Source organism: Enterobacter sp. ECC_219_Taxon_10 (assembly GCF_058354905.1).
In genome coordinates, this window is sequence record NZ_CM178005.1 from 4,233,492 (window position 1) to 4,254,675 (window position 21,184).

The 21,184-nt window shown below is 54.4% G+C and carries 19 protein-coding genes and 1 other RNA gene; 8 read left to right on the forward strand and 12 right to left on the reverse strand.

Features of this window, described 5'->3' with window-relative positions:
• Positions 1 to 4: 4 nt before the first annotated feature.
• A complete protein-coding gene (gene yhaJ / locus AC4ICF_RS20120; RefSeq protein ID WP_003862655.1) occupies positions 5 to 907 on the reverse strand; it encodes a DNA-binding transcriptional regulator YhaJ in 903 nt (300 codons plus the stop codon).
• A 104-nt stretch (positions 908 to 1,011) separates the two neighbouring features.
• Between yhaJ and AC4ICF_RS20125 the strand changes: the two genes are divergently transcribed.
• Entirely contained in the window at positions 1,012 to 1,713 is a 702-nt protein-coding gene (locus AC4ICF_RS20125; protein ID WP_316379877.1) for a pirin family protein, read from the forward strand.
• 102 nt (positions 1,714 to 1,815) lie between these two features.
• On the opposite strand, the gene AC4ICF_RS20130 is transcribed toward AC4ICF_RS20125, so the two are convergent.
• Entirely contained in the window at positions 1,816 to 3,117 is a 1,302-nt protein-coding gene (locus AC4ICF_RS20130; RefSeq protein WP_192983887.1) for an L-cysteine desulfidase family protein, read from the reverse strand.
• Between the two features lie 20 nt (positions 3,118 to 3,137).
• Complete coding sequence (locus AC4ICF_RS20135; RefSeq protein WP_022649483.1) at positions 3,138 to 4,469, reverse strand: SLC5/6 family protein; 1,332 nt, start codon at positions 4,467 to 4,469, stop codon at positions 3,138 to 3,140.
• Between the two features lie 350 nt (positions 4,470 to 4,819).
• Between AC4ICF_RS20135 and AC4ICF_RS20140 the strand changes: the two genes are divergently transcribed.
• From AC4ICF_RS20140 to AC4ICF_RS20150, 3 genes are read left to right on the forward strand one after another with little or no spacing between them, the layout of a single operon-like run.
• Positions 4,820 to 5,269, forward strand: a complete 450-nt coding sequence (locus AC4ICF_RS20140; RefSeq protein ID WP_010435901.1) for an STM2901 family protein — start codon at positions 4,820 to 4,822, stop codon at positions 5,267 to 5,269.
• A gap of 2 nt (positions 5,270 to 5,271) precedes the next feature.
• Positions 5,272 to 5,589 (forward strand): DUF1493 family protein, encoded by a 318-nt coding sequence (locus AC4ICF_RS20145; RefSeq protein ID WP_080328283.1) that lies wholly within the window; start codon positions 5,272 to 5,274, stop codon positions 5,587 to 5,589.
• Between the two features lie 21 nt (positions 5,590 to 5,610).
• Positions 5,611 to 6,096, forward strand: coding sequence for an Hcp family type VI secretion system effector (locus AC4ICF_RS20150; RefSeq protein WP_010435904.1), 486 nt, complete (start codon positions 5,611 to 5,613; stop codon positions 6,094 to 6,096).
• Between the two features lie 75 nt (positions 6,097 to 6,171).
• Here AC4ICF_RS20150 and AC4ICF_RS20155 read toward each other — a convergent pair whose 3' ends face one another.
• From AC4ICF_RS20155 to garL, 9 genes are all read right to left on the reverse strand, one after another.
• Entirely contained in the window at positions 6,172 to 6,582 is a 411-nt protein-coding gene (locus tag AC4ICF_RS20155; protein ID WP_316379876.1) for a Spy/CpxP family protein refolding chaperone, read from the reverse strand.
• 148 nt (positions 6,583 to 6,730) lie between these two features.
• A complete protein-coding gene (pflB, locus tag AC4ICF_RS20160) occupies positions 6,731 to 9,025 on the reverse strand; it encodes a formate C-acetyltransferase (RefSeq protein ID WP_439209955.1) in 2,295 nt (764 codons plus the stop codon).
• A gap of 15 nt (positions 9,026 to 9,040) precedes the next feature.
• Positions 9,041 to 10,249 (reverse strand): propionate kinase, encoded by a 1,209-nt coding sequence (gene tdcD / locus AC4ICF_RS20165; RefSeq protein ID WP_491466217.1) that lies wholly within the window; start codon positions 10,247 to 10,249, stop codon positions 9,041 to 9,043.
• 30 nt (positions 10,250 to 10,279) lie between these two features.
• The gene (tdcC, locus tag AC4ICF_RS20170; protein WP_116342210.1) at positions 10,280 to 11,611 is read right to left on the reverse strand and encodes a threonine/serine transporter TdcC; all 1,332 of its coding nucleotides are present in this window, start codon (positions 11,609 to 11,611) and stop codon (positions 10,280 to 10,282) included.
• 9 nt (positions 11,612 to 11,620) lie between these two features.
• Positions 11,621 to 12,610 carry a bifunctional threonine ammonia-lyase/L-serine ammonia-lyase TdcB gene (tdcB, locus tag AC4ICF_RS20175; RefSeq protein WP_316379874.1) on the reverse strand — a complete coding sequence of 330 codons (990 nt, stop codon included), beginning with the start codon at positions 12,608 to 12,610 and terminating at the stop codon, positions 11,621 to 11,623.
• A 96-nt stretch (positions 12,611 to 12,706) separates the two neighbouring features.
• Positions 12,707 to 13,627, reverse strand: coding sequence for a transcriptional regulator TdcA (tdcA, locus tag AC4ICF_RS20180; protein WP_163329732.1), 921 nt, complete (start codon positions 13,625 to 13,627; stop codon positions 12,707 to 12,709).
• Positions 13,628 to 14,313: 686 nt separating this feature from the next.
• Positions 14,314 to 14,690: RNase P RNA component class A (gene rnpB / locus AC4ICF_RS20185), an RNA gene on the reverse strand.
• A 59-nt stretch (positions 14,691 to 14,749) separates the two neighbouring features.
• On the reverse strand, positions 14,750 to 15,640 hold the full coding sequence (gene garR, locus AC4ICF_RS20190; protein ID WP_116342215.1) for a 2-hydroxy-3-oxopropionate reductase: 891 nt from the start codon (positions 15,638 to 15,640) through the stop codon (positions 14,750 to 14,752).
• Between the two features lie 21 nt (positions 15,641 to 15,661).
• Positions 15,662 to 16,432: a 2-dehydro-3-deoxyglucarate aldolase gene (gene garL / locus AC4ICF_RS20195; RefSeq protein WP_116342217.1), complete on the reverse strand. Its 771-nt coding sequence runs from the start codon at positions 16,430 to 16,432 to the stop codon at positions 15,662 to 15,664.
• A 358-nt stretch (positions 16,433 to 16,790) separates the two neighbouring features.
• Here garL and garD point away from each other — a divergent pair, with 358 nt between their 5' ends.
• The 4 genes from garD to gatA all read left to right on the forward strand — a co-directional run bounded on the left by garD (position 16,791) and on the right by gatA (position 21,166).
• A complete protein-coding gene (gene garD / locus AC4ICF_RS20200) occupies positions 16,791 to 18,362 on the forward strand; it encodes a galactarate dehydratase (RefSeq protein ID WP_316379873.1) in 1,572 nt (523 codons plus the stop codon).
• Positions 18,363 to 18,538: 176 nt separating this feature from the next.
• Positions 18,539 to 19,393, forward strand: a complete 855-nt coding sequence (locus AC4ICF_RS20205) for a tagatose bisphosphate family class II aldolase (RefSeq protein ID WP_116342223.1) — start codon at positions 18,539 to 18,541, stop codon at positions 19,391 to 19,393.
• A gap of 20 nt (positions 19,394 to 19,413) precedes the next feature.
• Complete coding sequence (gene gatZ / locus AC4ICF_RS20210) at positions 19,414 to 20,685, forward strand: tagatose-bisphosphate aldolase subunit GatZ (protein ID WP_116342226.1); 1,272 nt, start codon at positions 19,414 to 19,416, stop codon at positions 20,683 to 20,685.
• Between the two features lie 13 nt (positions 20,686 to 20,698).
• Positions 20,699 to 21,166, forward strand: a complete 468-nt coding sequence (gene gatA, locus AC4ICF_RS20215; protein ID WP_116342229.1) for a PTS galactitol transporter subunit IIA — start codon at positions 20,699 to 20,701, stop codon at positions 21,164 to 21,166.
• Positions 21,167 to 21,184 lie beyond the last annotated feature (18 nt).

Below are 21,184 nucleotides of genomic sequence, written 5' to 3' on the forward strand. Positions count from 1 at the left end.
ACGCTTATTTGTTGTGATGCGCAAAGAGCTTAGGTATTTCTCGCAAACACCACGATTTGGCTTCGCCCATGCTGTCGCGGCGCCACGCCATAATAATGTCCACTTCGCTGGTGTACTCCGGGCTCACAACCCGCAGTCGCCCTTCCGCAATATCTTTCTCCACAAACGGATACGGCATCGTCGCCACGCCCAAACCGGCCAGCAGCGCCTGCCTTTTGTCTTCCAGTGACGTGACCGTCAGACGAGGCTGTTTATCCAGCAGCTGAACCGTCAGCACCGGACGTTCACGCGCGGTATCCGCCACCGCCACACCGCGATACTTCACGCGCGTGACCTCAGAAAGCGGTTCCGGCTCCTGATGAATCGGGTGATCCGGCGCGGCAACGTAGACGTTCATGACGCTGTAAAGCTTGCGGGAGTTGATTTCCGAGGATGAGCGGAAGTGCATATCTGGCGCAATGACGATATCCGCCCTGCCCGTCTCCAGACGCTCCCACGCCCCGGCCAGCACCTCAGTGATGATCGACAGCTGCGTGTTGGCCTTCGCCGCCAGGCGGTCCACCAGCGGGAACAGCGCTTCAGTGGGCACCAGCGCTTCGGTGACTAACGTCAGATGGGTTTCCCAGCCGCGCGCCAGCGCTTCGGCGTCCGTGGTGAGCTTGTCTGCTGCTTCCAGCAGCACGCGGCCGCGCTCCAGCAGCATTCGGCCCACGTTGGTGAATTTTGTTCGATGACCGGAGCGATCAAAGAGCACGACGTCCAGCTCTTCCTCCAGTTTTTGCATGGTGTAGCTCAGCGCAGACGGAACGCGCCCCAGTTCATCTGCCGCCGCGGCAAAACTGCCCCGCCGGTCAATCGCGTCCATGACGCGCAGCGCCTCAAGCGTCAATGCTCTCTCTTTAGCCATCTCGTTCTCATTCAGGAAATTTGAACATACCGGGCAGAATATCTGGCTAACAATGCAGCGTCCATACCTTTACCATTGTTTTAGTGTAAAGAGAGGTCAAGTTTATGATTACGACAAGAACAGCTAAACAGTGCGGACAAGCCGATTTTGGCTGGCTGCAGGCCCGCTACACCTTTTCCTTTGGACACTATTTTGACCCGAAACTCCTCGGTTACGCTTCACTGCGCGTATTGAATCAGGAAGTGCTCGCCCCGGGCGCGTCCTTCCAGCCGCGTACGTACCCGAAAGTCGATATCCTGAACCTGATCCTGGAAGGCGAGGCAGAATACCGCGACAGCGAGGGCAATCATGTCCAGGCAAAGGCTGGCGAAGCGTTGTTAATTTCCACGCAGCCGGGCATTAGCTACAGCGAGCATAACCTCAGCAAAGACAAAACTCTGACCCGTATGCAGCTGTGGCTGGACGCCTGCCCTGAGCGGGAAAACTCGCTTGTGCAGAAAATAGATCTGAAGGGCGATAAACAGCAGCTGATTGCGTCACCTGACGGCAGCAAAGGCAGTTTACAGCTACGTCAGCAGGTGTGGCTGCACCATATCGAGCTGAAAAAAGGTGAACAGGCGAGCTTCCAGCTGCACGGTCCGCGCGCCTATTTGCAGTCCATTCACGGTACGGTGCACGCGGTGACGCACACGGAAGAGAAAGAAGCGCTCACCTGCGGTGACGGAGCGTTTATTCGTGATGAAGCGAATATTACCCTGGTGGCGGATACGCCGCTGCGCGCGCTGCTGATTGATTTGCCGGTTTAAAAATCCCCCTCACCCCAACCCCTCTCCCCAAAGGGGCGAGGGGCTCGATCATTCCCTCTCCCCTTTGGGGAGAGGGCCAGGGTGAGGGGTGAAGGTCAATCGCTACACCTTACTCGCCATAATCTCAATAATCTGCCGGTCCGTGGCCTGCATTGCGCGGCACGCCAGCGCGCACAGGTTGGCGATCGACTGCTCCACGTCGTGCGCCACAATGCCCTCGTTGCCCGTCACGGCAGTATCATCCAGTGCCATCATCACGGCTTTCCAGGCGCTGCTGACGCTGGTTGAAACCTTCATGGCGCAGCTGTTAGACGCCCCATCGCAGATCGTCCCGCTGACGTCACCGATCATACTGCCGATCGCCATAGAAATGGTCTGGTAAGAACCGCCCATCAGCCACGCCATTCCCGCCGCAGCGCCCATCGCTGCCGTTGTCGCCGCACAGAGTGCGGACAGGCGCGGAAGCTGATAATGAATATAGATCGCCGACAGATGCGAGAGCATCAGCGCCCGCGCCAGCCGTTCATCACCAGCCTGAACGTGCTCAGCGACTACCACAACCGGCATGGTGGCGGCGATCCCCTGATTCCCGGAGCCAGAATTGCTCATCGCTGGCAGCGTCGCGCCCCCCATGCGGGCGTCCGAGGCCGCGCTGGTGCGGATAACAATGTCTGAACCCAGATCCTGCCCCATCCATCCGCGTGAGCGCTGTTTACTGAGCGTCGCGCCAATGTGCAGACCCCAGCTGCCGCTTAAACCTTCACGGGAGAGCGCATCGTTCAGACGCCCCGCATCGAGAATGAAGCGGATCGCCTCGAATGGCACCTGCTCCACAAACTCAAGGATCTGCGAGAGCGTGGTATTTGACAGAACCGCTAGCGGATCGTTACTTACCTCGGCCTGCCGATCGTCAAGCCTGAAGCGCGTTTCGCCCTGACAAACCACCTCCACCACGCGGGTATGCCCACCCGCGATGGTCACCATGGCCGAAGCCTCTCCGGCGTAAACGCAGGCACGCGAGTAGAGGATCTCCTCGCACGGCTCCTGCAATTTCACCTGCACCAGACCAGCGTTAAGCATTGCTTTGGCGCGCGCCAGCGCATCGGCGGTGACATCTTTCAGCACCTCCAGCCCCGCCTGCGCATTGCCCCCCATCGCGCCCAGCGCAGCTGCAATGGGCAACCCGACCATGCCGGTGCCCGGCACCGTTACGCCAAGCCCGTTCTTCATCAGATTCGGCGATACCCACGCCTCAATCTTCGTGACGTCGCCAGGCAGTTGCTCTGCGGCAATCGCACAGGCCAGCGCCAGAGAAACGGGCTCGGTGCACCCCAGCGCAGGCTTAACTTCTTCCTGCACTACGCGAATAAATTGATTCCATAAAGGATGAGTTTGCTTAGACATCGTTACGACCTTAATTACCCTCAGGAGAATGCGAGGAAAGGAGAAACACAAAGCAGCAGTCCGGTGATGACGATTATCACCAGCGATACGCCTTTATACTTATGTAGGGCCGGGACCTTGTAGACCAGCCATGCAGGGATCAGGCAGCCCACCATGCCAAAGATAGGGCTACAGATGGAGGTGAAGCTCAGCACCGGCGCGTTTAACACGATCGCGCTCCAGGCCAGCAGGATAGCGAACAGCATAATCCCGCGCTGGACGGCATTTTCATTGATTTTTTCTGCCGGCATTTTGCGGCGCAGGATGTTCATGACGATCCCCTGCGTGGCCTCGCGGAAGCCGAGGTAGACGCCGAAAAACGCGGTCATCACAGCAAAAATATTGAGGATCACGCTGACGATTTTGACCCAGCCCGCGCCGTCGCCGCTGATAAACTGCGCCGCAATCGCCAGAGCCGAAATGTTCTGCTCGTAGGCTTTGACCGCCTCGTCATGCCCCATCGCTAGCGTAAAGGAGACGGCGTAGAAAAAGACCGTCACAAACAGCACGCCAAAGGCAATATTCATCGCCCGCAGCGCTTTATGGCGCGCCACCTCAACGGACTTTTCCCGTGAACGATACGAAATCACCATCGGGCTTAAGGTCTGAATAAACAGAATGGAAGTTAAGGTAAACGGCAGCGTGATGATGGCGTTTTTAATCAGCAGCCCCATCGGCGGCAGCATGCCCACGTTGGCTAAATGCCAGAGTCCAATCATCGAAAGACCCAGCGCGGCAACCACGAATAATTTGGTCAGCACCATCAGGCTGGAAACTTTAAACAGCAGCTTTTCACCGCGCGACGAAATAGCGACCAGAATGCAGATCAGGAATAAGCCGTAAAACGGGTTTTCCGAGAGCAAACCGTCGGTCACGCCGAAGGTATGCAAATACGAGGCGCTGTCGTTGGTGATAGCCGTGGAATAGACGAACATCCAGATCACCAGCATCACGAAATAGAGCGCGCCTAATAAGATGCCCCAGTTTTTACCTAAATAACCGCTAATCACGCTCGGGTAGTCTTTACATTCCGGGGATTCCGCCAGCGTATTAATAAATAATCGCTGGAAGAGGTACATGGCCGGATAACCAATAATCGACGAAAGTAAAAAGACCCACAGCCCCATTAATCCCACCTGAACCGGGAGAAAAACAATCCCCGCGCCGATAGCCATCCCGATACTCATAATGACCCAGCCCGTGTCGGTGCTGTCGAATTTAATCGCCTCTCGCCACTCGCTTTCGCTCATTCCCGCCCGCCTTGCCGCAGGGGAATCACTCACAATCACACTGCTGTTTGTTGCCATATTCATGGGGCACTCGCTTATTTTGTAGGGTAAACAGTTGTTTTTATTAGGTTCCGATCGCCAGCGATTGCGATTCAGATGGTTGCAGGTGTGTGTTATTGGTGTGGAAAGATCATATCCGGAGCGCGGGAGAAAAAGGTCACAACCTTTATAAGGATTTATCAAGATCATGAGTAAAACATTCCATAAAATCCTAAAAAGAAGATAAAATTTTCTAAATGTGATGCGCATCAAAAAATTACATCATCCTGAAACGAGAATATTTCGGAATTTATAAAGATAAACGCCCTACTCTCAGCCCTTTGTTTTTTATAGGATGACATTTCAGCAAACAACGCAAAGACTATGGTTATACTATGGACACCGTTGAAGAACTCAATGGAACATACTTTTATAAAGGTGTATGTAACATCTCCGCATCTGAGTTATTTTTTTGGATTTTTTTGGATGCCACCGATGAACAGTTCGGCGGATTAAAGGATGCAGTAATGATGGCCACTATGATTCTTGGTTTACCTATACTTGAAACCAGAACAAAGCCAGAAACGGCTACAATAGGCACATCTGTGGCATCTAAGTACCTGCGAGATCTACTGAATGTACAGCTACCACACCGACTACCTACAATTACACTTGCAAGCTTTAAATACAGAAAACCAATGTATACCAAAAACTTAGGTGCGTTCATTGGCCGATGGATACCTGCACTAGGGATAACCATACTTGCTGCAGATGTTGCAATGATAAGTTACAAAACGCTTTCAAGATATAATACGATTGCTCACCCAAAAGACCGGATTTGGTGAAGATGAACAGTGAAGCTGATGTTTTAAAATTCTTCAGGGATAATTTACCAGAACAAGGCACATTTACGGGTAAACGGATTCCCCTCGGGATAGATGATGTTTTACAGGATTACACGGATCTGGATGATATCGTATATGCCATTGAGCGATTCGAAAAAAAGTATCTTATTGAAGTTAACACTGGAAATTATTTCCCCTGGACTCAAACCTGGTTTTTCAGGAAATGGTTTACTAAAGAACCGGTTAAGCAAATATCAAAGCCATTGACGGTAAGAATGTTTGCCGAAGCGGTAAAAGCAGGAAAATGGATACACGATTGATTTATAGAAGGAGTTTTTATCATGGCCGTACCTGTTCACATTTGGTTCTATGACGACGGTGGCTCACTCATTAAAGGTTCATGTGATGTTCAGGATCGTGAAGGGAGTGTTGAAATTAGAGGTTTAACCCATAATTTGAGTATTCCAACCGATCCACTCTCCGGAAGATTAACCGGAACGAGGAAACACGCGCCTTTCCTGTTCGAGAAGGAAATTGATAGCTCATCTCCTTATCTTTATAAGGCGGTAGCGACAGGGCAAAACCTTAAGAAAGTTGAAATTAGATATTACCGAATTAATGACGCAGGTTGGGAGGTTGAATACTTTAGAACTGAGCTGGAAGGTGTGAAAGTTGTCTCTATCTCCCCTATTGTTAACGATACACGTAACTGCCCTGGTACTGGCCACCTTGAATCTGTTCAATTGCGCTACGAAAAAGCGACCTGGACCTATTGCGACGGGAATATTCAGTTTGCTGATGCATGGAATGAACGTGCGTCGGCATGATGTTTAGAATTCATTCTCACAGAATCTAATTAAAGCGATTCTGTGAGGTCTCATTTTAAATGATTGATTCCTGAATCACTCTGCCAGCGCGTTAGCCATATCGGTTCTAATCTGCTTACGCTGTTCCGGCGTCAATACCTGGCTGACGTCGAAGTAATATTTCACGCGGTAATAACGGGTCTGCTCTTCAATTTTGCTAAAGGCGGAAAGCTGGCTTTTCACCGTGCTTTCGTCCCACTTACCCGCCTGGAACATGTCGATCAGCGCGCCGTCCTTCACGCCCGTCATCGGGATCTTGCTGACATTTTGTTCCAGCTGCTTATGCAGATCGTCAATCTTCTTAACCTGCTCATTGCTGAGCTTCAGGTGCTGTACCAGCGGATCCTGCGATGGAGACGGGGCTGCCTCAACGTTCGCGGCCTGCGCCTTAAAACTGCACACTGCCAGCGAGGCGGCGACCAGCGCAATACGGGTCATTTTCATCATCTTACTGTCCTTACATTCTGTTATAGGAAAAAGCAGGAGCATTGTTTTTCAAGAGCGGATGAATATGTGTGAGTAATTATATAAACAATTTTGTATGTTTAGCGGGCAAAAAAATGCCCCCTACGTTGAGGGGGCATGAGAACTCATTTTAGATAGATTGGGTAAACGTTCGCGAAATCACATCCTGCTGCTGCTCCCGCGTCAGGGCGTTAAACCGCACCGCATACCCTGAAACGCGGATCGTCAGGTTCGGGTAATTCTCAGGATGCGCAATGGCATCGAGGAGCATTTCCCGGTTCATGACGTTGACGTTCAGGTGCTGCCCGCCCTCAATGGACGCTTCATGATGGAAATACCCGTCCAGCAGCCCGACCAGGTTGGTTTTACGCACCAGCTCGTCCTTGCCCAGCGCCTGCGGCACGATGGAGAAGGTGTAGGAGATCCCATCTTTTGCATATGTGAACGGCAGTTTGGCCACCGACGTTAGCGAGGCCACCGCCCCTTTTCTGTCGCGACCGTGCATCGGGTTCGCGCCAGGCGCAAACGGCGTGCCGCCGCGGCGTCCGTCCGGCGTGTTGCCGGTCTTCTGGCCGTAGACCACGTTGGAGGTGATGGTCAGGATCGACTGGGTCGGCACCGCGTTACGGTAGGTTGGCAGCGCCTGAATTTTCTTCATAAAGCGCTCCACCAGGTCGCAGGCGATGCTGTCCACGCGATCGTCGTTGTTGCCATACTGCGGGTAGTCCCCTTCTATCACGAAATCGACCGCCAGACCGGTGTGGTCGCGCACCGGCTTCACCGTGGCGTATTTAATGGCCGAGAGAGAATCCGCCGCCACCGACAGCCCGGCAATGCCGCAGGCCATGGTGCGATAGACGTCCCGGTCGTGCAGCGCCATCAGCGAGGCTTCGTAGCTATACTTGTCGTGCATGTAGTGAATGAGATTCAGGGCGCTGATGTACTGCACCGCCAGCCAGTCCATAAAGTGATCGAGGCTCGCCATCACGGTGTCGTAATCCAGCACGTCGCCCAGCAGCGGCTCGGTTTTCGGGCCGACCTGAATCTTCAGTTTTTCGTCCACTCCGCCGTTGATCGCGTAAAGCAGCGTTTTGGCGAGGTTGGCGCGCGCGCCAAAGAACTGCATCTGCTTGCCGATCACCATCGGGCTGACGCAACAGGCAATGGCGTAGTCGTCGCTGTTGAAGTCTGCACGCATCAGATCGTCGTTCTCGTACTGCAGCGAAGAGGTGACGATCGACACCTGCGCGGCATATTTCTTGAACGCGATCGGCAGTTGTTCAGACCAGAGGATCGTCAGGTTCGGCTCCGGCGCAGGCCCCATGGTGTGTAGCGTGTGCAGATAGCGGAAGCTGTTTTTGGTCACCAGCGTGCGGCCGTCCAACCCCATGCCGCCGATCACTTCCGTCGCCCAGATCGGATCGCCGGAGAAGAGGGTGTCGAACTCCGGCGTGCGCAGGAAGCGCACCATGCGGATCTTCATGATGAAGTGGTCGATAAGCTCCTGGGCCTGGACTTCATTCAGCCGCCCTGCCTGCATATCGCGTTCGATGTAGATATCGAGGAACGAGGCCGTGCGCCCCAGCGACATCGCCCCACCGTTCTGGGATTTTACCGCGGCAAGGTAGGCAAAATAGACCCACTGCACCGCTTCCTGGGCGTTCATCGCCGGACGTGAGATATCAAAGCCGTAGTTCGCCGCCATCTGCTGGATCTGCAGCAGCGCGCGCTTGTGCTCCGCCAGCTCTTCACGCAGGCGGATCGTCGCCTCCAGATCTTCACCGCGCTCCAGCCTGCCCTGCAGATCGGCAAACTGCAGCTCACGCTCGCGCACCAGATAAGCGATCCCGTACAGCGCCACGCGGCGATAGTCGCCGATGATGCGTCCGCGCCCGTAGCCGTCCGGCAGACCGGTCAGCACGCCGGATTTACGGCAGCGCATCATCTCCGGCGAATAGACGTCAAACACGCCCTGGTTGTGGGTTTTGCGCAGGTCGGTAAACAGGTATTCGAACTGTGGATCCATCTCCCGACCGTAGGCTTCGAACGAGCTGCGGATCATATTGATCCCACCGTAAGGGTGCAGCGCACGCTTAAGCGGCTTATCGGTTTGCAGACCGACGATCGTCTCCAGATCCTGGTCGATATAGCCAGGCGCGTGGGCCGTAATGGTGGTGGCAATGTTAGTGTCAAAATCCACCGGGGCGTGGGTGGCATTCTCCTGGCGAATGCCGACCATTACCTTCTGCCACAGCGCCGTCGTTGCTGGCGTCGCCTGCGCGAGGAAAGCTTCATCGCCTTCATAAGGGGTGTAGTTATGCTGAATAAAATCGCGGACGTTAACGGCGTTTTTCCATTCTTCACCGCGAAACCCGGCCCATGCGTCGCTGTAGGGCGCGACGCCCGTATCGATAGTTACTTTCATGTGATTCTCGCTTTATCAGGCGTAAGCCGCGGCCGGAGTAACATTCCCAAGACGGAGGGCGTCCAGCGCGATCATTTTTTCTTCGTTGGTAGGGACAACCGCGCAGACCACGCGGGAGGTATCGGTGCTGATGATGCGCTCACCCGCGCTGCCCGGCAGGGCGTTTTTGGCGTCGTCGAGGTGGATGCCGAACACGTTCAAATGTTCCGCCACCAGCGCGCGGACGAGCGTCGAGTTTTCGCCAATGCCGCCGGTAAAGATCACCCCGTCCAGACGGTGCAGAGACGCGGCGTGACCGGCAATATGCCGCGCAATGCGGTGAACAAAGGTGTTTATTGCCAGCTGCGCCCGCTCATTGCCTTCGTGCCAGGCTTTCTCCAGCGCGCGTAGATCAGAGGAGATGCCGGATATCCCCAGCAATCCGGACTCTTTGTTGACCACGCGCTCCAGGTCCTCTAAGGACTGGCCGGTCTGCTGGGCAATCCACGCCATCGCGCCGAAGTCCACGTCGCCGCAGCGCGTACCCATCACCAGCCCTTCCAGCGGCGTCATCCCCATAGAAGTGTCGACGCTTTCGCCGTTGCGCACCGCACAGATGGACGCCCCGTTGCCGAGATGGGCGATCACCAGGCCGCTGTCATCGGGGGACAGCCCGAGAAGCGTATGCGCCTGCCCGGCCACGTAGCGGTGAGAGGTTCCGTGGAAGCCGTAACGGCGCACGCCCAGCTCTTCAAAATAGCGGTACGGCAATCCGTACAGATACGCCTGCGGCGGCAGCGTCTGGTGGAAGCTGGTGTCAAACACTGCCACCTGCTGCACGCCGGGGAACAGGCGCTCTGCGGCTTCCACGCCGCTCAGGTTGGCGTAGTTATGCAGTGGTGCCAGCGGGGAGACCTGGCGGATCTGCGCGATCACCTCTTCCGTGATCAGGGTCGACTCGCTGAAGAAGTCGCCGCCGTGCGCAATGCGGTGGCCAATCAAGGCCACGCTGCTCATCAGGTCGCGTTTCTCCAGCTCCAGGGCGATGGCAGCCAGCGCCCCTTCGTAGTCCTGGTGAGCCAGTCTGGCCTGCTCCCCCCCGTTCACGGAAATAAAGGCCTTCCCGGTGTTGATCCCATCTGCAATGCCCGTCATCAGGGCATCGCAGCTTGCTGCATCCAGCACCGAAAACTTAACAGAGGACGATCCGCAGTTAATAACCAGTACTACCGGAAACTCAATCATCATATGACTCCGCTCTTCCTGAGCTTTGGGTTAGAACAGTTTGTAAACGATATTCAAAATGGTCAGCAGGCCCACAACCGTGACGAAGATGTTCTCGGGTTTGCCCTTATATTTCGCCATGGCTGGCGCTTTGCGGATGGCGTACATCGGCAGCAGGCACAGCAGAGAGGCGATAATCGGCGCCCCCATGGCTTCGATAAGGTCGAGAATGTTCGGGTTGGCGTACGCCACAACCCAGGTGGAGCCCATGATGAACACCATGCTGATGGTGTTCAGCTTGCCAACAGAGACTTTCTTCTTATCGCCCTTGTAGCCAAACTTGAGGATCAGGCCGTTCAGCCCTTCCAGGGTGCCCAGGTAGTGGCCGAAGAAAGATTTGAAGATCGCGACCAGCGCGATGATGGAGGCACCGTATTCCAGTACCGTCGCGAACGTCGATTTGGTTCCGGACATCGAGGCAAAATGGTTCGCCAGGTAGGAGAGCACCGGAATGTTCTGCGCCTTGGCGTCCGCCATATTCTGCGGAGAGAGCGTAAACAGGCAGCTAAAGGCGAAGAACATCACCACGGCCACCATCAGCAGGCTGGCGCGACCGATGATTCTGGAACATTTCTGCTCGGTGAACTCTTTACCGAACTCAGGTTCGTACTCTTCGCGCTTGGAGACCACGAACGAGGAGACGATAGGCGAGAAGTTAAAGGAGAAGACCATGATGGAGATACCCAGCCACACCGTGACCAGAATGCCGTCATGACCGGTGAAGGCGATATCGCTCAGGTTGACCTGGTCGATCACCGCCGAGTTCCAGTACGGGATCAGCGACAGGGAAATCAGCACCAGGCTGGCGATAAACGGGAACACCAGGAAGCTCATGACCTTCACCATCAGGTCTTTACCAAACCAGATAACAAAGGCCATCAGCAGCAGCAGGAACAGCGCGACAAAGCCACGGTTCAGCGCGGGCAGCTGGAGCTGGTTTTCCCAGAAGGTCATAAAGGTGTTGGTAATGGTGACGCCGTAAATCCACAGCAGCGGGCAAATGGCGAAGAAGTAGAGGAAAGTGATCACCACCCCGCCGGTCTTCCCAAAGTGCTCTTCCACCGTTTCGGTGATGTTGCCGGAAACGTTGCTGCCGGACAGACACAAACGCGCCAGCGCGCGGTGGCAGTAAAACGCAATCGGGAACGCGAGAACCAGCATCAGCAAAATGGGGATCAATCCACCAAAGCCTGCGCGAATGGGGAAGAACAGCACGCCCGCGCCAATGGCGGTACCAAACAGGCCAAGCGTCCAGGTAGTATCAGACTTACGCCAGGAGGACGTTTTGGACTGGCCAACGATAATGCTTTCTGTGTTGCTCATAGGTCACCTTTATGCGTCAACGAAGCCGGTAATTTGGGAAACGCGGGAGAGATCGATATTGCCGCCGGAAATAATGCAGACGGTTTTACGGCCCTGAATATAGTGGTCAAGCTTGCCGCTTAATAATGCCGCGCAGGCCAGCGCACCGGCGCCTTCCGTCACCACTTTATTTCGCTGAATAAGGGCAATCATGCTGTTGCGAATATCGTCTTCGCTCACCAGTACAATGTCGTCGACCAGTTCACGAACAATTTCGAAGGTTAATTTACCCGGACGAGACACATCGCAGCCGTCAGCTAACGTGCCGGTAACGCGATGGTTGGTTATTTCTCCGGCCTGATACGATGCGGCCATTCCGTGAACGTTTTCAGACTGTACGCCGATAATATTAATGGTCGGGTTGATGGATTTAATCGCCGTGGCAATCCCGGCAATTAATCCGCCGCCGCCGATAGGGACAATCACGTTATCCACGTCGTACAAATCTTCGAGAATTTCCAGGCCGATGGTGCCCTGGCCGGCGATCACTTTCGGATCGTCATAAGGCGGGATAAAAATGCGCCCTTCCATCTCGACGATTTCGCTCACTTTGGCGATGGTGTCGTTGAAGTTTTCGCCGTGCAGCACCACCTCTGCCGAGTAGTCGCGCGTCGCGGCGACTTTGGATTTCGGTGCGCCCATTGGCATCACCACTTTGCCGTCGATACCGAGCATCGCACAGGAGAGCGACACTCCCTGCGCGTGGTTTCCTGCGGAACAGGCGACGACGCCTTTGCGCTTTTCAGCATCGGTCAGCGAGATTAATTTATTAAACGCACCGCGAATTTTAAACGAGCCGGTACGCTGCATGTTTTCAAACTTGAGGAATATCTCACCTTTACACCGTTCGCTGAGATAATTTGAGCGCGGCATGCCGGTTTTATAGATTTTTCCTGCCAGTCGCTTTCTGGCATCCTGTATATCTTCAATGGTTACCGGGAGATCGTAAGTAATGTGCATAATGTCCTCGTTATAATAATTCATTGTTTTCAGGCAAAGTCAGGGTATCAGAGCGTTAAAAAGCGGCGCCCCGGGTGTTTTAAAGCGTGATTATTTTTATCGTCGTCTTTCGATATTCATCGAAGAATATTGTTTTGCCAGTTCGACTAAAACTGATGCCGATTTTTTAATCCTGTAATTTTTTGACCATACGGCGGCATAACGCGCCACGGGTAATTCATCTTCCACTGGCAGCACAATAAACTGGTCCGAGCCGAACGGCGCAATCATGTCGCGCGGAATCACCGTGAGATAATCGGCATTCAGGACAAGGTTATAAATGGTGACGACGGAATCGGTCTGGACGATGTTTTCAATGCTGATGTGGTTGTCTTGCAGGGTGGTCAGGAGTTCTTTGTAGTAGCCCATATCGGTTTGCGGCATCACCCACTGCTCGTGCGTGAGCGATGCCAATGTCGTCGGGCCGGTGCACGTTCGTGATTTACTGGCGACCAGCACAAACTCGGACTCGAACAGCGGTTCGACGTGCAGATCCTGCAACAGCATTTCATCGCTCAGCGTGCCGATAGCGAAATCCAGACGACCGTCGCGAATGGCCGGAAGGAAAGAGGAGAGCTGGGCTTCATACATGGATACGCGTGCTTTCGGGAACACTTCCCTGAATTTTTTGATCATCCCGGACAGGAAGGTGAAACCAATCAGCGACGGATAGCCAAAGGAGACGTCCATGACGGTGCTAAAACTGAGGCTGTTAATCTCGCTCACCATGTTTTTCATCTCGCGGGTGATCGACTCAGAGTACGAGAGCAGAACCTGGCCCGCGGCAGTGAGTTTTACGCCGGTGTTTTTACGTACCATCACTTCCACGCCGAAGTAGGACTCAATATCGCTGATGATTTTGCTGACGGCGGGCTGCGTCAGGCCCAGCTGTCTTGCGGCAGAACCTATGGAGCCACTTTTAATGACTTCCTGAAATACCACGAGGTGCTGTGTTTTCGGTAGAATAATAGTGTTCATAATATTCTGCGCTTATTTCCCTATGACGGGGTGGATTCTACTCAATAATGTTTCAAGGGGTATGTGCTGTTACTCACAATTTGCTTTTTCACACTATCCACATGAATAATCAAAACCCTAAAAAGACTTTACTAACAATGAGATGAATGCATCAAGGCAGACCATTACGCTGATATTGATCAACAAAAACAGGAGTAATAAATTTATTTTATGGCAATAACCTTGATAAATTCTCCTGCATTAAAAAAATCAATAAAGACGATCTTTCAGGCAATTAAAGGCCAATAAATAACCGTTATTCAGTTGAAACATTCTTTCAAATTATCAAATTCTGCAGAGGCTTTTTGGCCAGCTTTTGATAAAGAGTGGAACAGGTCACACATTCACAGCCTGAATGTTTTTGATTTCAATATATCCATATCAACCAGGAAAACATTCAGGATCATACAGATAACAATCATAACAAATTGACAATACTGTAAATTCACTGTTTTTCAGCGTGAAATTTTGTGATGGCGATCGTCTGCAGATTCAGGATAAACATTGAAGGGATAAAAACAGTGAAATGTGCTTAATGTCGCAAATATGAGAATTGATGTCGTTTGCCCGGTGCCGGTTGCCGCTTCGCTTACCCTGACCTACAACCACAGAAAGCAAAAACCCCGCCGAAGCGGGGTTTCCTGAGAAGTTGAAGCTGACCGATAAGCCGGGTTCTGTCGTGGACAGTCATTCATCTAGGCCAGCAATCGCTCACTGGCTCAAGCAGCCTACCCGGGTTCAGTACGGGCCGTACCATGTGAACCCCTATTTGGCCTTGCTCCGGGTGGAGTTTACCGTGCCACGGACTGTTACCAGCCGCGCGGTGCGCTCTTACCGCACCCTTTCACCCTTACCTGATCCCGCTTGCGCGGGCCATCGGCGGTTTGCTCTCTGTTGCACTGGTCGTGGGTTTCCCCCCCAGGCGTTACCTGGCACCCTGCCCTGTGGAGCCCGGACTTTCCTCCCCTCCGCCCGTCTCCCCCGAAAGGGACGACGACGAAGCGGCGACTGTCTGGTCAGCTTCGGCGCGCAGTATAGAGGGTTTGCGCGCCGCTGTCACCCTCAGGTGCGGGCAAGATGCTATTAACGCGCCACTTCCACCTTCGCCAGTTTTTCGTAGTAGCACGCAATCGCGCTGTGATCGGCCGTGCCCAGGCCATCGGCACGCAGCGCCTGCATCATCTCCATGACCGCAGCGGTCAGCGGAAGCTGCGCACCCACGCCGTGAGAGGTGTCCAGGGCGTTCGCCAGATCTTTAATGTGCAGGTCGATGCGGAATCCCGGCTTGAAGTTACGGTCCATCACCATCGGCGCTTTGGCATCCAGCACGGTACTGCCCGCCAGGCCGCCGCGAATAGCCTGATAGACCAGATCCGGATTGACGCCCGCTTTGGTTGCCAGCGTCAGCGCTTCAGACATGGCGGCAATGTTCAGCGCCACAATCACCTGGTTCGCCAGCTTGGTGACGTTGCCCGCACCAATATCTCCGGTATGCACCACGGATCCCGCCATCGCTTTCATCAGGTCATAGTATTTGTCGAACACGGCTTTATCGCCGCCCACCATCACCGAAAGGGTGCCGTCGATGGCTTTCGGCTCGCCGCCGCTGACGGGCGCATCCAGCATGTCGACGCCCTTCGCTTTTAACGCCTCGCTGATTTCACGGCTGGCAAGCGGGGCGATAGAGCTCATATCAATCAGCACCAGGCCGGGCTTCGCCCCCTCGATGATGCCGTTCTCCCCCAGCGCAACCTCTTTGACGTGCGGGGAGTTTGGCAGCATGGTGATGATGACATCGCACTGCTCGGCAATGGCTTTAGCGGTGGTGGCCGTTTCCGCACCCGCCGCCATCACCTCCGCCACAGACTGCGAATTATGATCGGATACCACCAGTGAGTAACCCGCTTTGATGAGGTTCTTACTCATTGGTTTACCCATGATCCCAAGACCAATAAAACCCACTTTCAGCGTCATAATCTGTTTCCTCAATGATGGTTATTTTTTAAAAGCGTCCGCTAATTTCTGCGTCGCTGAGCGGAACACGCCGAGGTCGCTGCCGACGGCTACAAAGGTGGCCCCCCACTCCAGGTAGCGACGGGCATCGGCCTCAACCGGCGCCAGAATGCCGCACGGTTTACCGTGCGCTTTGGCGCGGGCAAAGATGTGCTGGATCGCGCGCTGCACGTCAGGATGGCTGGCGTTGCCCAGATGACCAAAGGCGGCAGCCAGATCGCTTGGGCCGACAAAGATACCGTCCACGCCGTTTGTGGCTGCAATCGCGTCGAGGTTATCAACGCCCTGCTGGCTCTCGATCTGAACCAGAATGGTGATGTTGTTATTGGACTGAGCGAAGTAGTCCTTAACGGTGCCAAACATGTTGGCGCGGTGCGAAACGGAAACGCCGCGGATCCCTTCCGGCGGATAGCGCGTTGAGGCCACGGCCAGCGCCGCCTGTTCTTCCGTTTCCACAAACGGGATCAGGAAATTGTAGAAACCGATATCCAGCAGGCGCTTGATAATCACCGGATCGTTAGTTGGCACACGCACTACCGGGGCGCTGGGGCTGCCTTTCAGCGCCATCAGCTGCGGAATAAAGGTGCTGATATCGTTCGGCGCATGTTCGCCGTCCAGCACCAGCCAGTCGAACCCGGCCAGGCCCAGCACTTCGGTGCTGATGGGGTTTGCCAGCGCGGACCAGCAGCCAATCTGAATCTGGTGCGCCGCAAGAGCCGCTTTAAACGTATTCGGGAAGATATCGTTATTCATCTCATATACCTTTTTAATTCCGCAGTTTTAGCCCGTATTATTCATTTCGAAACAGATTCTTTTTATATTTATTTCTCTGACTGAATGTTGGCGCAATAAAATCGTCATTCAGTATAATCGGCTCTGTGTGGCAGCACATTGTCTTAATGCTCAAGTATCACGCTGCATCTCAACGCTATTTTGAGCATACGCACAAAGCAGTGGGCGCTAATGCACAGAATCAAGGATTAGTCCGCCTGAAACGATCGCGATCACATTTTCACTTTTCCCGTCCTGACATGCTTTATTTCTTCGATAAGAAAACGATTATCCAGGAGCTATATTTCATAGCTGAAACTTTACCGGAGAAAAGTGAATAATGGCCGATATTGCAATTAGAGAGGCATCGCCGACGGCGTTTTATATTAAGGTTCACGATACGGATAACGTGGCGATTATTGTCAACGACAATGGCTTAAAAGCAGGCACCCGCTTCCCGGACGGGCTTGAGCTGATTGAGCACATTCCGCAGGGACACAAGGTCGCGCTGGTCGATATTCCTGCCCACGGTGCAATCGTCCGTTACGGTGAAGTCATAGGCTATGCGGTACGCGCTATCCCGCAGGGTAGCTGGATTGAGGAGTCGCTGGTTGAACTGCCCAAAGCACCGCCTCTGAATACCTTGCCGCTGTCTACCCGCGTTCCTGAACCGCTTCCTCCGCTGGAGGGCTATACCTTCGAAGGATACCGCAACGCGGACGGCAGCGTGGGAACCAAAAACCTGCTCGGCATTACCACCAGCGTGCACTGCGTGGCGGGCGTGGTGGATTACGTAGTGAAAATCATTGAGCGCGATCTGCTGCCGAAGTACCCGAACGTCGACGGCGTGGTGGGTCTTAACCACCTGTACGGCTGCGGTGTGGCGATCAACGCGCCAGCGGCGGTCGTGCCGATCCGTACCATTCACAATATCGCCCTTAACCCGAACTTTGGCGGCGAGGTGATGGTGATTGGTCTCGGGTGTGAAAAATTGCAGCCAGAGCGCCTGCTGCAGGGCACCGAAGATGTCAAAGCCATCCCGGCTGACGAGGCCAGCATCGTGCGCCTGCAGGACGAACGCCACGTTGGCTTCCGTTCGATGGTCGACGATATTCTTCAGGTGGCGGAGCGTCATCTGGACAAACTCAACCGCCGCCAGCGCGAAACGTGCCCGGCATCGGAACTGGTGGTGGGCACTCAGTGCGGCGGCAGCGATGCCTTCTCTGGCGTGACGGCTAACCCGGCGGTGGGCTATGCGTCCGATCTGCTGGTGCGCTGCGGCGCCACGGTGATGTTCTCCGAAGTCACCGAAGTGCGTGACGCCATTCATCTCCTTACGCCGCGCGCCGTTAATGAAGAGGTGGGGAAACGCCTGCTCGAGGAGATGGCCTGGTACGATAGCTATCTCGATATGGGCAAAACGGACCGCAGCGCCAACCCCTCTCCGGGCAACAAGAAAGGCGGTCTGGCAAACGTGGTGGAAAAAGCCCTCGGTTCGATAGCTAAATCCGGCCAGAGCGCGATTGTGGAAGTGCTCTCTCCGGGCCAGCGGCCAACCAGGCGCGGTCTGATCTATGCGGCTACGCCTGCCAGCGATTTTGTTTGCGGCACCCAGCAGGTGGCGTCCGGCATTACGGTACAGGTCTTTACCACCGGGCGCGGTACGCCGTACGGCCTGATGGCGGTCCCGGTGATCAAGATGGCGACCCGCACCGAGCTGGCAAACCGCTGGTATGACTTAATGGACATCAATGCGGGCACCATTGCCACCGGGGAAGAGAGTATTGAAGACGTGGGCTGGAAACTGTTCCACTTTATTCTGGACGTGGCAAGCGGGCGGAAGAAAACGTTCTCGGACCAGTGGGGGCTGCATAATCAGCTGGCGGTGTTTAACCCGGCGCCAGTGACGTGAGTTTGCTGTAAACCTCGCTTAGCATGGCTTCGGCCATGCTTTTTTTTTCTTTCATTTCTTTCGCATTCTTATCTTTCGTTTCGATTCTTTCATTTTTAAGATACCAATCACAAAATAACATTCCGAAACCCTATACTCTCTTTCGCATAAACAAAACGAAAGGTTTCGGAGGAAAGATGTTCATCATCTCGTCGAAAGCGATGCTGTTAAAAGCACAGCGCGAAGGGTACGCCGTACCGGCATTCAATATTCATAATCTCGAAACGCTGCAGGTGGTCGTTGAAACGGCCTCTGAGATGCGCTCCCCTCTGATCGTCGCGGGTACGCCAGGTACGTTTAGCTATGCCGGAACCGGGAACGTGGTCGCCATCGCCAGCGATCTGGCCAAAACGTATAACCAGCCACTGGCGATCCACCTCGATCATCACGAAGATTTCGACGATATCGCGCAGAAAGTACAGAGAGGGGTCCGCTCTGCAATGATCGACGGCTCTCATCATCCGTTCACTGAAAACGTGGCGCTGGTGAAGAGAGTGACAGACTACTGCCACCGCTACGACGTTAGCGTGGAGGCTGAACTTGGCCGTCTTGGCGGTCAGGAGGATGACCTGGTCGTCGACAGCAAAGACGCGCTTTACACCAACCCGCAACAGGCACGCGAATTTGTTGAATTAACGGGTATCGACTCATTGGCCGTCGCCATCGGTACCGCGCACGGCCTCTACACTGCCACGCCGAAACTTGATTTTGAACGTCTGGCAGAGATCCGCAATCAGGTCGATATCCCGCTGGTGCTGCACGGCGCTTCAGGTTTATCTACGGCCGATATCCGTCAGGCCATTCGCCTCGGTATCTGCAAGGTCAACGTTGCCACAGAACTCAAAATCGCCTTCTCGAATGCGCTGAAAACCTATCTCGCTTCACATCCCGAAACCAGTGACCCGCGACATTACATGGTGCCCGCCAAACGTGCCATGAAAGAGGTGGTGCGCAAAGTCATTAACGATTGTGGTTGTGAAGGAAAACTCTAAAGTCCTGACCCGGAGGAAATGTGAAAGATATTATTGCCCGCCATAAGGCGGGAGAGCATCTCGGTATTTGTTCTGTCTGTTCAGCGCACCCGCTGGTTATCGAAGCCGCACTGCGGTTCGATCTGCATACCGACAACAAGGTACTGATTGAGGCCACCTCAAATCAGGTGAACCAGTTCGGCGGGTACACCGGTATGAAACCCGCTGATTTCCGTAATTTCGTTCTGAAGATTGCTAAAGAGGTGGGCTTTCCGCATGAACGTTTGATCCTGGGTGGCGATCATCTGGGGCCAAACTGTTGGCAAAACGAACCGGCAGACGCGGCGATGGAGAAATCCATCGCATTGATCAAAGCCTATGTCGCGGCAGGGTTTAGCAAGATCCACCTGGACGCCTCCATGTCCTGCGCCGACGATCCTGTTCCACTCCCGCCAGGGGTGGTGGCACAGCGTGCTGCCCGACTGTGTAAAGCGGCAGAAGAGACGGCCACTGAAGAACAAAAAGCGGCGCTGACCTACGTGATTGGTACTGAGGTTCCCGTTCCAGGCGGTGAGGCCAGCAGTATTAGCAGCGTGCATGTTACCCGTGTGGAAGATGCCGCGCAGACGCTGGAAACGCATCGTGAGGCCTTTGCCGCGCTCGGTCTGGACGAGGCGATGACGCGCGTGATTGCGATAGTCGTGCAACCCGGCGTGGAGTTCGACCATACGCAAATTATTCACTACCAGCCGCACGCGGCAGAGGCGCTTTCCGGCTGGATCCGCCAGACCCCCATGGTCTATGAGGCGCACTCCACCGACTACCAGACTCGTCAGGCCTATCGCGCTTTGGTTCGCGATCACTTCGCGATCCTGAAAGTCGGTCCGGCGCTTACCTTTGCCCTGCGAGAAGCCATTTTTGCCCTCGCGCAAATGGAGAAGGCCCTCATCGCCCCTGAGCAACGCAGCCATGTGCTTGACGTGATCGACGAAGTCATGCTGAACGAGCCGGATTACTGGAAGAAGTATTACCGCCCCACCTGGAGCCAGGCAATGGTGGATATTCACTTTAGCCTGTCCGATCGCATTCGCTACTACTGGCCGCACCCGCGCATTCGCCAGAGCGTTGAGAAGTTAATTGCTAATCTGAACGCAACCTCCTTGCCTCTGGGGCTGATCAGCCAGTTTATGCCCGTCCAGTTCGAACGATTGTCGATGAATGAGATCGCCGCAACACCGCAAAATCTCATCATCGACAAAATACAGGATGTATTACGCGCCTATCGATTTGGCTGCACCCCTGAACCCGTCTGATGCCGGAGAATGTATGAGTCACGTTTTTGTCCGTACCGGAATTGAGTTTGAAACCTGCCAGCAGGCGCTGGCGCATATTGGCGAGGAGATGCTGGCTAACGGTGTTGTACACGCCACCTACCCTGCCGCCCTTATGGAAAGGGAGATGAACTACCCCACCGGCATTGCTCTTGAACGCCATGCGGTCGCTATTCCGCACTGCGAAGCCATACATGCGAAACGCCCCGCGATTTACCTGATTCGCCCGGACAAACCGGTGCATTTTCAGCAGGCTGACGATGATGGCGAGGTCGCCGTCTCACTCATCATCGCGTTAATCGTTGAAAACCCTGCGGCGCAAATGAAATTGCTGCGCCGCCTTTTCAGTGAGCTACAAAACCCGGACACGCTGGACATGCTGCTGGCGGTGCCCGCAGAGCGCCTGGCCGATCGTTTCCGGGAGACGATCCTTGAGCCTGTCGCCTGTGCCCAGGCTTCATAACATACTGATAATAAAAAG